Here is a 14,147-nt window from a genome sequence, read left to right as displayed (position 1 = left end):
TTCTTTTAAGAGATATAAATATTTGTAATTCATATTTTGTGGAATAAGAGACTCCCTTTATAAGGTTCCCAACCCTTCCCAGCAATTGCATTCCACCGAAAGTTTCCATGTAGAAAATGCATATCGACCTGCGCCAGCTCCGCCACTTCATCGCCCTTGTCGAGCACCGCAGCTTCGTCGCCGCGGCGGCTGCGGTGAACCTTTCGCAATCGGCTTTCAGCCGCAGCATCCAGACGCTGGAGCACAACGTCGGCTGCCGCCTGGTCGACCGCGCCAGCAAGGAACTGGCGCCGACCCGCCAGGGCCTGCTGGTGCTGGAGCATTCGCGGCGCCTGGTGCATGGGGCGCACAACCTGGTCAACGAGATCAACCAGTTCAACGGCGCCACCACCGGCGTGGTGCGCTTTGGCTCGGGGCCGGCGCCCGCCGGCGGGCTGGTGCCGCGGGCGGTTGCACGCTTCGTCGCCGAGTACCCGGCAGCGCGCACCTGCTTCCAGGTGGACAATTGGCAGGCCTTGAACCGCCGGCTGATCGCCGAGGAGATCGAGTTCTTCGTCGCCGACACCCGCCAGTTCGAAGCCGACCCGGATTACCAGGTGCACAAGCTCACCCCACAACGCTGGCATTTCTGCTGCCGCGCCGGGCATCCGCTGACCGAGCGTGGCGAAGTGCGGGCGCAGGACCTGTTCGACTATCCGCTGGCGACCACCTTCCGCCCGCCGAACATCCGCAAGATCCTCAGCGACCTCAGTGGGCGGCAGGACTTCCTGCCCAGCGTGGAATGCGAGCATGGCTATGCGCTGCTCAATGTGGTGCTGCACTCGGACACCATCGGCATTGCCTGCAGCGCAAACCTGCGGCCGTATGAAGGGCTGGTGGCGCTCAAGCTGGCAGACCTGGTGCCGGAACAGGAGGAGGCGTTCTACACCCGCTATGGGGTGGTGAGCCGGGTGGGGTATGGCTTGTCGGCGCTGGCGCAGGGATTGGTGAGGCAGTTAGTGGCCTGTGACGCCGAGTTGTAGCGAACAGGGGCCGCTTTGCGGCCCCAGCGATCTCAGCCCTTGCGTGTGGTCCGGCTCAGTTGCCCATCCACCCCCACCGGCACCTCGCCAGCCAGGGTAACGCGGCGCACGATGCGCGGCTGCGTACCGTAGTCATCCACCGCATAGTGCTGCGTTGCGCGGTTGTCCCAGATCGCCACGTCCCCGGCCTGCCAGCGCCAGCGCACGGTGTTTTCCAGGCGTGTCACATGCCCCTGCAGTACCGCGAGCAGATGCTGTGAGTCGGCCAGCGAATAGCCCTTGATGCGTTTGACGAAATGCCCCAGTTGCAGCACGCGCTCGCCACTGACCGGATGCACGCGCACCACCGGGTGCTCGGTCTCGTACACCGTCGAAGTGAACACCTTGCGGTAGCGCTCCAGCTTGGCAGGATCGACATCCGGTTTCACGCTGGCGTAGTCGTACTCGTTGCTGTGCACCGCCCACAGCTGGTCGGCCAGGGCACGCAGCGGTTCGGGCAGTTCCTGGTAGGCCGCAGCGGTGTTGGCCCACACCGTGTCGCCACCGGAGGCCGGGGCCACCACGCTGCGCAGGATCGAGGCCTTGGGGTAGGCATCGACGAAGGTCACGTCGGTGTGCCAGGAGTTGGCCCGCTGCCCCTCGGCGCCATCGAACTGGAGCAGGTAGCTGGTGCCGTCGACCACAGGCACCGTGGGGTGGGCGATTGGCTCACCCAGCAGTTGGGCGAAGGCCTCCTGGCCGATGTCATCGAGGTGGTCCTGGCTGCGGAAGAAAATCACCTTGTGCTGCACCAGCGCCGCTTGGATGGCGTCGATAGTGGCCGGATCAAGGTCGGCGGACAGCTTGATGCCGCGAATCTCGGCGCCAATGCGCCCGGCAACGGGGTGGATATCGAGTTCGAGGGTTTGCGGCGCGGTGGCCAGTGCGGCGTTGCTCATGGTCGTGCTCCTCAGGGTTGTTGTCGGGTCAGCGGGCGGCCTGGACGGCCTGGTCCTGTTGCAGGGCGTGATCGATGAAGCGTGGTTCGACCCAGTCGGATACCTGGAAGCCACGGCGGATCAGGCGCTCCTTGGCAGCCAGGTCGACGCCCTGTTGCAGCAGGCCGACGAAGCCAGCGTCCAGGCGTGGGTCGAAGTATTCGGCAAGGTTTTCCTCGGCCAGGTCGTCGCGCAGGATCGACTTCGGCCAGTTGGCGGTATTGGCCACGAGGTCCACATAGGCCTCGCGGTTACGCTCGTCGCGCAGCCACTTCGCCGCCTGCTCCTGGGCATTGACCAGGCGCTGCACCAGGTCAGGGTGCTGGCGAATGAACGCGCCGGTGCCGAGCAACACCGCTTGAGTACTGCCGGCCCCTTGCAGGTTGCGTGAGTTGACCGGCAACTCGACCAAGCCCCGCTCGCGCAGCGACAGCAGGTTGGACAGGCCCCAGGTGGCGTCGATCTGCTTGGCGGCCAGGGCGGCATTGGCGGCGTTGAAGTCGAGGTTGATCACTTTCAGTTCACGCTCGGACAGCCCCTGGCTGGCCAGGGCACTGGCGAACGACAGCTGGTTGGCGGTGCCGCGGAACACTGCCACGCGCTTGCCCTTGAGATCCTGCAGGCTATGGATGCCCGAGCCCGGCACCACGCCGAGGTAGCTCTTCACGCCACGCACCCCAGCCGACAACACGCGGGTGTCGAGGCCGCTGGCCTTGCCGATGATCGCGGCCAGGTCGCCCAGGTAGGCGAAGTCCGCCTGGCCGTTGGCCAGGGCTTCGTTGACCACGGGGCCTGCGCCCTTGAAGAAGCGCCAGTCGATGCGGATGCCGTCCTTGGCAAACTCTTTCTCCAGCAATTGCTGGTCGCGCAGCACGTCCACCACGCCGCCGGCGCTGGGCTTGCTGCCGGCGCTGAGGTCGGGCACGGCGATACGGATCACATCCGGCTGGGCGGCATGCGCTGCCACGGGCACGGCACTCAACAAGGCGGCGAGCAACGGGCTGAGCAGGTGGCGGAAGGTGGTTCTCATGGCAAGGCTCCTTGGCAGGCTGCCACCGGCGATGGCCGGCGCTATGGGCCAGAAGCTAGGCAGGTCCGGTTAGAACCTACAAAGATCAAAACTTCATTTTTTAGTAACCATAAGACATAACCCAGGCGCCATGCGGGCCTGCGACGGGCTTGCAGGAAACGCATGGAAAATATGAGGAAAACGCAACGGGACGGGGCTTTCGCATGCACCGGCCGCATGCTCTTATCTCTTGAATGCAATTTATGTGAATTTTTAATTCCATAAACGAATAAACAAGGAACGGTTTGGGAGATGCCCCGATGAGCGAAGTCTTGAGCGCAAGTCTGCGGCGCCTGTGGGTGCCGCTACGCAGCCCTTTCGCGACGCAAGGCCGCTTCTACCTGCCGTGGATCGTGCCATTGGCGGTGGCGGCCTTGTGGGTCGTCGCCAGCCGTGAGCACTGGATGAGCGAACAGATCCTGCCCGCCCCCGCGCTGGTCTGGCAGAGTGCGCTGGAGTTCGGCTCCGGCGAACTCTGGGGCCACCTGTGGATAAGTCTGCAACGCCTGATCTGGGGGCTGCTGGCAGGGATCGCCAGCGGCTTGCTGTTGGGCACCTGGCTGGGCGGATCGCGACGGGCGCAGACTCTGGTGCTGCCCACCTTCGTCGCCCTGGCGCAAATCCCGACCTTGGCCTGGATCCCGCTGTTCATGCTGTTCTTCGGCATCGGCGAGCTACTCAAGCTGGTGGTGCTGGTCAAGGCGGTGGTGGTGCCGGTCACGCTGCACACCCTGGTCGGCGTGCGCGACGCCCAACCCAAGCTGCGCGAGGCCGCCGCCGTCCTGCGCCTGCCTCCTCACCTGCTGTTCCTGCGCCTGTTGCTGCCCGCCGCGCTGCCGGCATTTCTCGCCGGTGTGCGACTGGCCCTGGCCACTGGCTGGACCTCGCTGCTGGCTGTGGAACTGCTGGCCTCCAGCGAAGGCATCGGCTACCTGATGGTCTGGGGGCGGCAGTTGTTCATGCTCGACCTGGTGTTCCTCTGCATTCTGCTGATCGGCCTGGTCGGCGCACTGATGGATCGCGGCTTCTCGCGCCTGGAACGCAGCCTGTTGCACTGGCCGCAGCCGGCCACTGGCGAGCAGTTGCGCGGCCAGGTGCCACGCGGCTGGCAAAGCCTGCTGCTGCCTGCGGGGCTGTTGCTGCTGTGGCAGGCCGCCAACAGCCTTGGCTGGGTCGATGCCAACATCCTCTCCTCTCCGCTGGATGTGCTGCGCAGCCTGTACGCAGGCCTGCTCGACGGTTCGTTACCCGAGGCACTGCGCCTGAGCCTGCAACGCACCCTGGCCGGTCTGTTGATCGGCGGTGGCGCGGGGTTCGCCCTGGGCCTGCTGCTGGGCCTGTCAGCCAACGCCGAGCGCCTGCTCGGCCCAAGCCTGTCGGCGTTGCGCCAGGTGGCGCTGTTCGCCTGGGTGCCGCTGCTGACTGCCTGGTTCGGCCTGGGTGAAGGCGCCAAGCTGGTGTTCGTCGCGCTGGCGGCGTTCTTCCCGCTGCTGATCGCCACCCAACGCGGCATCGCCAGCCTCCCGCCACAGCTGGGCGAGGCGGCGCAGGCCCTGCGCCTGGACCTGCCGCACCGGCTGCGTCTGCTGGTGTTGCCCGGCGCCTCGCCGGCGATCTTCGCCGGGCTGCGCCTGGCGCTGATCTACGCCTGGCTCGGCACCATCGGCGCCGAGTACTTCATGCCTTCGGACGGCGGCATCGCCAGCCTGATGATCGGCGCCCAGCAATTGTTCCGCATGGACCAGGTGATGGCCGCCATGGTCCTGATCGGCCTGGTCGGCGCCCTGCTCGGCCACCTCGGCCAACGCCTCGAATCGCGCGCCACGCGCTGGAGATCCGCATGAATTCCTTCATCACCCCGGCCCTGCACGCGGCCAACCAAGCTGATGCCACACCGCCGCTGGTCAGCTTCGAGAAAGTCGGCAAGACCTTCAGCGTCGACGGCCAGCCGTTCGAAGCCATTCGCGACTTTGACCTGTCGATCGAACAGGGCGAATTCATCGCCATCGTCGGTTCGTCGGGCTGCGGCAAATCCACCCTGCTGCGCCTGCTGGTGGGCCTGGACAACGACTACAGCGGCCAGATCCGCGTCGATGGCCAGCCAGTCAACGGCATCGGCGCTGAACGCGGCATCGTGTTCCAGGAGCACCGCCTGTTTCCCTGGCTGACAGTGGCGCAGAACATCGGCCTGGGCCTGGTCAACGAGACACTCACTCAAGGCGAGCGTGCCCGGCGGATTCACGAGTACGTGCAACTGGTGGGGCTAGTCGGTTTCGAATCGGCCTATCCGCACCAACTATCCGGCGGCATGGCCCAGCGCGTGGCCATCGCCCGGGGGCTGGTGGCCAGCCCGCGCATTCTGCTGCTGGACGAACCCTTCGGCGCCCTCGACGCTTTGAACCGCCAACAGCTGCAGAATGAACTGCTGGCGATTCGCGAACGCTCGGGGATTACCATCCTGCTGGTCACCCACGATGCCGAGGAGGCGACCTACCTGGCCGACCGCGTGGTGGTGCTGGAACCTCGTCCCGGGCGGATCAAGGCCGTAGTGCCGATTGATCTAACGCACCCGCGCCAGCGCACCGGCGTGGGGTTACATGGGTTGCGGGAAAAGGTCCTGCAGCAGATCACCGGGGATGATGGGTATCTCAAGCCGACAGGCCAACGAGTGGAGGGGCTGCGACCGGAGCTGATCGCGCTATGACGGGCGCCCGCTGTCCCTTGGGAAAACACTCCATAGATCAAGGCCATGGACGCCACCGAATCAGATGGGTATCATGCGCCCCGTTGCACTCGTAGCTCAGCTGGATAGAGTACTGCCCTCCGAAGGCAGGGGTCGTGGGTTCGAATCCCGCCGAGTGCGCCATGACATCAACCGCCACCCAGGTGTTTGCACGGTGACGGTAAAAGCAAAGCCCCGCTCAGATCACTCTGGCGGGGCTTTTGCGTTTCCGGGCCTCAGCCCTGCACGATGATCTGGCCTTGCAGGTCCCTGACCATGGTTTCAATTACCGGCTTCATCGTCTTGAACTCTTCAGGCGTGCACACCGCCTTCGGATGCTTGAACTGCATGCGCCGCTCGACCACCACGGCGTTGCCATCGCGAGTGTAACGGGCACTGTAGTCGAAGCTACCTTCCTTCACGGCAACGGCCTTGGGCGTCGCCAGGACAGTAACTTCGGCAGGGAACTCGAAGCGTGCCTTCTCCACCGCTTCGTTGGAAATGCAGACGAAGCCTTGGGTGCGTTCGTTTTCGGCGGCAAAGCCATAGACCATTTGCGAGATACCGCCGACCAGGCTGCTCAGTGCCGGAAGCCCCACTGGCCCTGGCAGGTTCACCAGGTTCTCGGTATGACCTTCGACCTGGCTGTGGAAGTGCTCCGGCGCCACCGATGGCTGGATCAGGATCTTGCCGCTGCCCCGCTGCCCGTAGGCATTGAGCACCTGCTCGACCATGCGGTCGAGGTCGGCCGGCCTCATCGAGTTGGCGCCATAGCGGTTGACCTCGCTGGACCAACCCTCGATCGTCGAAGCGCCGGTGAAGTCCGCGGCGCCCGTGCCCTTGACCTTGAACAGCATCTCACCGACCTGCTTGCCGAACTGGTAGGCCGGGGTCTTGCCAAACGCGCCCGAGACGGTCAGCAACGTCGTCTTGTCCAGGTCCATCAGCGGCAGGTAGCCGGCGGCCACCGACGGGTCGGTCGAGTCCAGGTACAGGTCCAGGCTCGGTACGTAGGTCAGCACATGGTTGAGCACGCCCAAGGTCGGCACCTTGGGCAGGTGGTAGGCGTTGCCGAGGTTGACCAGGGCAGGCGAGCTTTCGATGGCTGCGGCCTTGAGCAATGCCTCGAGCAGGGCGACATGGTCCTTGCAGTCGCCATAGCGGTTGTCCAGCACGCTCTGCGCCGAATGCGGGACCACCCCGCCGGCACCGACATAGACCGCCACGTAGCGGATGTTCTCACGCACCCAGTCGCTGAGCTTGAGCGCCTTGGCCCGGGCATCGGGCAGGTTAGCCGTCAACTGCTCGGATAGTGCGGCGATGGCTGGTGTCACTTCCACGCCGGCGCGCGCCTGGTAGCTGGCGGCAAGCCCTGCGTAATCCTTGAAGGTCGACACCGCGAGGTACTGGCCGTAGTCCAGGTAGGACACGGCGCTCGCCTCGATCCTGCCCCTGTCGGCGGGTACGAAGTCCCAGCGGTAGACCTTGCGGCCCTTGCCGGCCTTGGGCGTGGACGCCTTGAAGCCACGAGCATCAGCGTACAGCGGCAGATCCGCCGGCAGGTCGTAGATCAGCGAGAATTGCCCCACGGGGTGGAAGTCCGGGCCGGTGAGGTCCTCGAAGTGGCCGGGGAACAGCGCAGTGCTGCGATGGCGCTTGTAGCGCAGCACCAGGCGATCGCCGACGGCCACTTCCGGGAAGATCACCACCTTGACCCGAGAGTCCTGGAACATCGGCGCGTAGGTGGACGCCTGCTCCTGCTGCTCCTTGATCTGCGAGGCATCGACCATCACCTTGCGCCCATCAGGCTTCTGGGTGAAGGCTTCGTCGACCTCCAGGGTTTCGTACGAGCGGTTATAGCTCAGCGGCTCCTGCGCCTTGGCCTGGATGGCCCGCTCTTCGTTGATGCGCGAGACCGACTCGACCGCTACCTGGAAGCTGCCGTCGGTCTGCACGGTGAAGGTCTGCACGACCTTTTCCAGGGTGACAGAGTGGTCAGTGCCATCGTCCCGTGCCTGGGCGGGCGTGATGCAGGCAAGGGTGAAGGCCAGCACCCCGGCCAGGGGTGCAAGGTAAGACGTGAACATGAGGATCCTTCTCTCGTAAAACGGGTTATTACAAAAAACGCTAATGATACGCATTTTTGTCATAAAGCTGCAGGCCGCGCCGTAGATGAAAGCTTGCACGTTTGTGCAGAAATGCACATTGCCACCTCTCCCGCGCCGGTAGTCATTGGTGATAGCGTGGGCATCTTCCGTTTGCGTAAACGGTCGCCCTCCACCCCTTGCAAAGGAATGCGCACACCCATGCCATTTACCAAGCTATCCGCCGCATCGCTCCTGCTGGCCAGCGTGGCCATGTTCTCGATCCCGGCCCAGGCCAACCTCTCCCAGCAGCAGTCCGCCGCCATCATCAAGGCCTACGACGGCAGCGACCCGGCCGACTTCAAGCAGTTCCTCGGCAAGCTGGCCGGCAGCGACCTGGCCAAGGCCGACAAGCTGGACGACACCCTCAAGCTGTACCTGGCCGGCAAGCCCCTGGCTGCCGAGCAGCAGGACGAGATCAACCGCCTGCTGGGCCTGTACACCCGCATCAAGTACGGCAAGGCCGCAAAGGAGACCCTGCGCGAGCTGGTAGAGATCCCGACCGTGCGCAAAGAAGGTGTGCCGCAGCACGAGAACCCGGAGTTCCTCAAGATCGCCGACAAGATCAAGGCCCTGGCCGAGGGCTTCGGCCTGCAGTTCCGCAATATCGACAACCGCGTCTACGAGATCACGTTGGGCGAAGGCAAGGAAGTCATCGGTATCCACGCCCATGCCGACGTGGTGCCGGTCACCCCGGAAAACTGGAAGCTCAAGGACGGCACCAAGCTCGACCCGTTCAAGGTCACCCTGGTGGGCGATCGCATGTATGGCCGCGGCACCGAGGACGACAAGAACGGCATCGTCGTCGCGCTCTACGCGCTGAAAGTAGCCAAGGACGAAAAGCTGCCGCTGGCGCGCCAGTTCAAGCTGCTGGTGGACACCACCGAGGAAACCACCGGTGATGCCATCCCCTACTACTTCGAACGCAACGCCACCCCTGACTACAACCTGGCGCTGGACGGCGGCTACCCGGTAGTGATCGCCGAGAAAGGCTATGGCACCGTCATGGCTACCTTCGCCAAGCGTGCCGGTGATGGCAAAGGCGCCGAGGTGATCAACCTCACCGGCGGCCTGGCCACCAACCAGATCCCCGGTAGCTCGGTGGCGACATTGACCGGCGACAAGCCGGCCGAACTGGCCAAGGCCCTGGAAAAAGCCGGCGCGGCCTACGTCAAGCGCCATGGTGGCGACTTCAGCATCGACGCCAAGGTCGACGGCAAGCAGGTGCTGCTGACCGTGACCGGCGTATCGGCGCACTCCTCCGAGCCCGAGTCCGGGGTCAACCCGGTGGCGCGCATGCTCGACTTCCTCAATGGCCTGGGCAAGGACGTGCCGCTCAAGCACAACCACATCACCGACGCCGCCCGCTACGCCGCCGACAACTGGGGCCTGGGCTACCTGGGCAACAAGCTTGGCGTGGGCTTCAAGGACGACTTCATGGGCCCGCTGACCACCTCGTTGACCTTCGTCGGCCTGGATGACAAGGCGCTGAAGCTGGCGGTGAACCTGCGCATTCCCAAAGGCAAGTCGCTCGACACCCTCAAAGGTGAGATCTCCGGCAAGCTCGACAGCTGGGTTGCCAAGAGCCAGACCAAGGTGGCCTTCGACTACAGCATGGACGAGCCGATGTACCGCAACCCCGAGGGCGAGTGGGTCAAGGCCCTGCTGGCCGTGGCCAGCGAGAACCTGGGCATGAAGCACGAGTACGGCACCTCCGCCGGCGCCACCTCGGTGCACGACCTGCCCAATGGCGTGCAGTTCGGCCTGGCCATGCCGGATGTGAAGTACACCGGGCACAACGACAACGAGTTCAAGACCGTGGAGCAATTCATGCTCGACCTGCAGATCGTCAGCGAGATGGTGGCGCGGATCGGGCAGATGCCGAAGCTTTGATGATTCACCCGGGGCCGCATTGCGGCCTCTTGCCACGATGACGTTTTTCAATCACCTCGATGCCGTTTCCTGCATTGCCGTGCAGAGCGCCGTGCCGGATGCTTTATTTACTCCGACACCGCGCTTTTTCACCCACCGAGGCCCGTATGAAGAACGTCGAACAAATCCTCAAAGCCAAGTCCCAGCATCAGACCGTCTACACCATCAGCCCTGATGACTCGGTGCTGGATGCCTTGAAGCTGCTGGCGGAGAAGAACGTCGGTGCATTACCGGTGATGGAAAACGACCAGGTCGTAGGCATCGTCAGCGAACGCGACTATGCCCGCAAACTGGTGCTCAAGGGGCGCTCATCGGCTGCCACGCCGGTACGGGAAATCATGAGTTCGCCGGTAGTCACCGTTGAGCCCAAGCAGAACCTCGAGTACTGCATGAACCTGATGACCAACCGCCATCTGCGCCACCTGCCCGTAGTGGATAACGGCAAGCTGCTGGGGCTGTTGTCGATTGGCGACCTGGTGAAGGAAACCATCGCCGAGCAGGCCAACCTGATCCTGCAGCTCGAGCAATACATCCGCGGCGAATGATCCCGCCTAGTGGTAAGCGCGCTCCAACTCGTCCAGTTGATGGTCGAAGCTGCGCAGGCGCGCCGACCAGGTGTACACCAGCACTTCCAGATCGCGATTGAGCACGGCGGTATTGCCGCCATCGCGCACCGGAGCATCGCACAGGTCCAACTGGTAGCGCTCGCGGGCCATCGCCGTGGCCACGCTGGACAGGTCGCGGGCATTGGCCAGCCAGTGATGGTGGTGGTCGTGCACCTCGCGGTCTAGCTCCCGGCACTGGCGCTTGAGGGCGTCGAGGCTTTGCTCCAACGGTGTGCCCTTGAGCTCGCCCATTACCTCCTCGAAGGTGCGCCCGGAGTGCCAGTAGCTGCCCCAGAAGTAGCGGTCGAACACCGTCTCGACCCGGCGCAGGGCAACCTTGGTGTTCCAGATGGTCAGCAACGTTCGCCCCTGGGCCACCTCACGCTTGTTCAGGTGCAAATGCTGCCAGGCGATCCAGGCCAGGCCGCAGAGCGCCACCGCCGCGGTAACGGCGGCGGCGGCATAGAGAAACTGCACGGCCTGGTTCATCTGGTGGGTGTGCCGGATACCGTAGAAGTAGCCGGCGGTCAGGGTGCCCAGGATCGTCACGGTGCACCAGAATCCTGGTGCGTAGGGATCTTTCATTGCGCCATCCCCTCTTGTTTTACCTGAGCATAGCAACGGCCCGATCACCCATCAGGTGCCGCTCGGCGCTTTATTTGCGGGGGCGACGCAGTGCTTCGTTGAGTTGGTCGAAGGGTACCGCCCAATCGGCGTCCTCTATGATGCTTTCCTTCAAAAAGGTTCTTTGCGCCTCGGTCCAGAACGGTGCGTCCACCAGCTTGATCTCGTTCTTCAACGGCGAATGAGTGGTGATGAACTGGTCGATGCTGGTGGCATCGTCCGCCAGCCCCAGTTGCTTGAACAGGTCGGCGAATGGATGGTTCGGTGCTTCCATGATTCCTCCTCGGGCCGGGCGGGTCGTCCACGACGCCAACCCGGCGTTGGTTGCGAGCATCAGCTCAATTCGCGCACTTCGGCGTGCGGCACCAGCTTCAAGTATTGCTCCATGCTCATGTGGATCAGATGATCGTGGTCACCTGCCTCGAGGTAGACATCGCCCTGGCGGGTAAGACTCCGGTCGAGCAGCATGGGAATGTTGTAGGCGTCGCCCAGGGCCGGGATGGCGCCGCGCTCGCAATCGCCGAACAGGCTCGGCAAGTTGCTCTCGCGCGTCAGCTGCCAGGCGCCGGTCATGCGCACCTCGGTCATGTCCAGATGCCGGTTGGCCGGCAGCACGGCCATGATGAAGTTGCCATGGCGGTCATCGAGCATCACTGACTTGGCGACCCGCTCGGCGGGTACGCCGGCCGTGCGCGCCGACTCCAGGCTGGTGGCCGAATGGGGATGGGGAATGATGTCGTAGTCGCAGTTGGCCTGGTCCAGGCGCTGCTGAAGGGTCTTGGCCATACGCATGATGCACCTCCGGTTTTGCCCCCATCCACAAGTTTAGGTCGTGGCTCGACAGCCAAGGCTAAACTTCAAGGACGGGTCCGCATGAGGTGACGACAGGTGATCGCCCAGCGCTGGCGCATGCTGCTGTTGCTGTTGGTCCTCGGCTTCGTGCCGAGTGGCCAAAGCGCGCCTGGCGCAAATGTATGGCTGTTGAGCGTCGATGATGCCATCGGCCCGGCCAGCGCCGACTATCTGCTGCGTGGGCTGGACCAGGGGCAGGCACAAGGCGCGCAACTGGTGGTGATCCGCCTCGATACTCCCGGCGGGCTGGACAGCGCCATGCGCCAAATCATCAAGGCCATTCTCGCCAGCCCCGTGCCGGTGGCCACCTACGTCGCCCCGGGTGGCGCCAGGGCAGCCAGCGCCGGCACTTACATCCTCTACGCCAGCCATATCGCGGCCATGGCCCCGGGGACCAACCTCGGCGCCGCGACGCCAGTGCAGATCGGCGTCCCCGGCAAAGCTGAACAACCCGCCACGAACAGCGAAGAAGGCGCATTGGCACGCAAACAGGTCAATGATGCTGCGGCCTACATCCGTGGCCTGGCCCAACTGCGCGGGCGCAACGCCGACTGGGCGGAGAAGGCCGTGCGCGAGGCCGTCAGCCTGTCGGCCAGCGAAGCGCAGCGCTTGCAGGTAATCGACCTGATCGCCAACGACCTCCCCGACCTGCTGCGACAGCTCGATGGCAAGTCACTGCTCGTCGCAGGCCAGACCGTGCAACTGCGCACCCATGAGGCCAGTGTGACCGAACACCTGCCGGACTGGCGCACCCGCCTGCTCGCAGTGATCACCAACCCCAGCGTGGCGCTGATCCTGATCATGATCGGCGTGTACGGCCTGCTGTTCGAATTCATGAATCCTGGCTCCGGGGTCGGCGGCGTGGTCGGCGGCATCTGCCTGCTGCTGGCGCTGTATGCCCTGCAACTGCTGCCGGTGAGCCATGCCGGGGTGGCGTTGATCCTGCTCGGGGTGGCGTTCATGGTCGCCGAGGCGTTCCTGCCTAGCTTCGGCGTGGTCGGCTTCGGCGGTATCGTCGCCTTCGTCGTCGGTGCGGTGATCCTGATGGACACCGATGCCCCCGGCTTCGGCATTCCGCTGGCGCTGATCATCAGCCTGGCTGTGCTCTCGGCGCTGTTGCTCGGCGGCGTGCTGGGCATGGCGCTGAAAGCGCGCCGGCGCGCCCTCGTCAGCGGCGATGCCGGACTGGTGGGCAGCCTGGTCACGGTGACGCAGGTGCGCACCGACAACCCGTTCTGCGGCTCGGTACAGGCCCAGGGCGAACAGTGGCAGGTGCAGTGTGCGACACCGCTGCAACCTGGCCAGCACGTGCGGGTGACGGCCCGTCATGGCGTGACCCTGGAGGTCAGCGCCACTGCGCCCACGGCGCAAGGAGAGTAGACGATGTTGATGCAATTCGGTTTCAGCGCCGTGCTGGTGCTGCTGGCCATACTGCTGCTGTCGGCGCTGCGCATCCTGCGCGAGTACGAACGCGGTGTGGTGTTCCAGCTCGGGCGCTTCTGGCAGGTCAAGGGCCCGGGCCTGATCATCCTGATTCCGGGGATCCAGCAGATGGTGCGCGTCGACCTGCGCACCGTGGTGCTCGATGTGCCACCCCAGGACGTGATCACCCGCGACAACGTCTCGGTCAAGGTCAACGCCGTGCTGTACTTTCGCGTGCTCGACCCACAGAAGGCGATCATCCAGGTCGAGGACTTCCTCGCCGCCACCAGCCAGTTGGCCCAGACGACACTGCGGGCGGTGCTCGGCAAGCACGAGCTGGACGAACTGCTGGCCGAGCGCGAACAGTTGAATTCGGATATCCGCGAAGTGCTGGACGCGCAGACCGATGCCTGGGGCATCAAGGTGGCCAACGTCGAGATCAAGCACGTCGACCTGAACGAATCGATGGTCCGTGCCATCGCCCGTCAGGCCGAAGCCGAACGAGAACGCCGGGCCAAGGTGATCCATGCCGAAGGCGAGCTGCAGGCGTCGGAGAAACTCATGCAGGCGGCGCAGATGCTGGGCAAGGAGCCGGGGGCGATGCAACTGCGCTACATGCAGACACTGGGATCGATTGCCGGGGACAAGAGCTCAACCATCGTGTTTCCACTGCCGGTGGACTTGCTCAAGGGGCTGGTGGATCGTCAGCGCTGAACCCATTCGCGGGGCCAGGCTGCTCCCACTGAACCGTAGGAGCGGGCTGGCGCCGCGATGACGA

The 14,147-nt window shown here is 64.3% G+C and carries 13 protein-coding genes and 1 tRNA gene; 8 read left to right on the top strand and 6 right to left on the bottom strand.

Features of this window, described 5'->3' with window-relative positions; all coding sequences use genetic code 11:
• Window positions 1–116: 116 nt before the first annotated feature.
• Complete coding sequence (locus BMY03_RS09795; RefSeq protein ID WP_094010932.1) at window positions 117–1,022, top strand: LysR family transcriptional regulator; 906 nt, start codon at window positions 117–119, stop codon at window positions 1,020–1,022.
• A gap of 32 nt (window positions 1,023–1,054) precedes the next feature.
• On the opposite strand, the gene BMY03_RS09790 is transcribed toward BMY03_RS09795, so the two are convergent.
• Entirely contained in the window at window positions 1,055–1,960 is a 906-nt protein-coding gene (locus BMY03_RS09790; protein ID WP_094010931.1) for a TauD/TfdA dioxygenase family protein, read from the bottom strand.
• A gap of 28 nt (window positions 1,961–1,988) precedes the next feature.
• Window positions 1,989–3,029 (bottom strand): ABC transporter substrate-binding protein, encoded by a 1,041-nt coding sequence (locus tag BMY03_RS09785; protein ID WP_094010930.1) that lies wholly within the window; start codon window positions 3,027–3,029, stop codon window positions 1,989–1,991.
• A gap of 299 nt (window positions 3,030–3,328) precedes the next feature.
• Between BMY03_RS09785 and BMY03_RS09780 the strand changes: the two genes are divergently transcribed.
• The 3 genes from BMY03_RS09780 (at window position 3,329) to BMY03_RS09770 (ending at window position 5,934) form a co-directional block, all read left to right on the top strand.
• Window positions 3,329–4,912: an ABC transporter permease gene (locus tag BMY03_RS09780; protein WP_244891307.1), complete on the top strand. Its 1,584-nt coding sequence runs from the start codon at window positions 3,329–3,331 to the stop codon at window positions 4,910–4,912.
• The gene (locus BMY03_RS09775; protein ID WP_094010929.1) at window positions 4,909–5,772 is read left to right on the top strand and encodes an ABC transporter ATP-binding protein; all 864 of its coding nucleotides are present in this window, start codon (window positions 4,909–4,911) and stop codon (window positions 5,770–5,772) included. Before BMY03_RS09780 ends, BMY03_RS09775 begins: the two co-directional genes overlap by 4 nt.
• An 85-nt stretch (window positions 5,773–5,857) precedes the next feature.
• Window positions 5,858–5,934 (top strand) — tRNA-Arg (locus BMY03_RS09770).
• A 92-nt stretch (window positions 5,935–6,026) separates the two neighbouring features.
• Here BMY03_RS09770 and BMY03_RS09765 read toward each other — a convergent pair.
• Entirely contained in the window at window positions 6,027–7,877 is a 1,851-nt protein-coding gene (locus BMY03_RS09765) for a DUF3857 domain-containing transglutaminase family protein (protein ID WP_094010928.1), read from the bottom strand.
• A gap of 219 nt (window positions 7,878–8,096) precedes the next feature.
• Between BMY03_RS09765 and BMY03_RS09760 the strand changes: the two genes are divergently transcribed.
• Both BMY03_RS09760 and BMY03_RS09755 read left to right on the top strand, forming a co-directional pair.
• Window positions 8,097–9,827, top strand: a complete 1,731-nt coding sequence (locus tag BMY03_RS09760; protein WP_094010927.1) for a dipeptidase — start codon at window positions 8,097–8,099, stop codon at window positions 9,825–9,827.
• A gap of 146 nt (window positions 9,828–9,973) precedes the next feature.
• Window positions 9,974–10,411, top strand: coding sequence for a CBS domain-containing protein (locus BMY03_RS09755; RefSeq protein ID WP_023629224.1), 438 nt, complete (start codon window positions 9,974–9,976; stop codon window positions 10,409–10,411).
• A 6-nt stretch (window positions 10,412–10,417) separates the two neighbouring features.
• On the opposite strand, the gene BMY03_RS09750 is transcribed toward BMY03_RS09755, so the two are convergent.
• The 3 genes from BMY03_RS09750 to BMY03_RS09740 form a co-directional block, all read right to left on the bottom strand.
• The gene (locus BMY03_RS09750; protein ID WP_023629225.1) at window positions 10,418–11,056 is read right to left on the bottom strand and encodes a hypothetical protein; all 639 of its coding nucleotides are present in this window, start codon (window positions 11,054–11,056) and stop codon (window positions 10,418–10,420) included.
• Between the two features lie 70 nt (window positions 11,057–11,126).
• Window positions 11,127–11,369, bottom strand: coding sequence for a DUF2789 domain-containing protein (locus tag BMY03_RS09745; RefSeq protein ID WP_023629226.1), 243 nt, complete (start codon window positions 11,367–11,369; stop codon window positions 11,127–11,129).
• Window positions 11,370–11,428: 59 nt separating this feature from the next.
• Window positions 11,429–11,887, bottom strand: a complete 459-nt coding sequence (locus BMY03_RS09740) for an aminoacyl-tRNA deacylase (RefSeq protein WP_023629227.1) — start codon at window positions 11,885–11,887, stop codon at window positions 11,429–11,431.
• Window positions 11,888–11,983: 96 nt separating this feature from the next.
• Here BMY03_RS09740 and BMY03_RS09735 point away from each other — a divergent pair, with 96 nt between their 5' ends.
• Window positions 11,984–13,327 carry an NfeD family protein gene (locus BMY03_RS09735; RefSeq protein WP_094010926.1) on the top strand — a complete coding sequence of 448 codons (1,344 nt, stop codon included), beginning with the start codon at window positions 11,984–11,986 and terminating at the stop codon, window positions 13,325–13,327.
• Between the two features lie 3 nt (window positions 13,328–13,330).
• The gene (locus BMY03_RS09730) at window positions 13,331–14,083 is read left to right on the top strand and encodes a slipin family protein (RefSeq protein WP_094010925.1); all 753 of its coding nucleotides are present in this window, start codon (window positions 13,331–13,333) and stop codon (window positions 14,081–14,083) included.
• Window positions 14,084–14,147 lie beyond the last annotated feature (64 nt).

The organism is Pseudomonas soli, from assembly GCF_900110655.1.
Taxonomy (GTDB): Bacteria; Pseudomonadota; Gammaproteobacteria; order Pseudomonadales; family Pseudomonadaceae; genus Aquipseudomonas; species Aquipseudomonas soli.
This window is presented reverse-complemented; position numbering and strand designations above follow the sequence as displayed.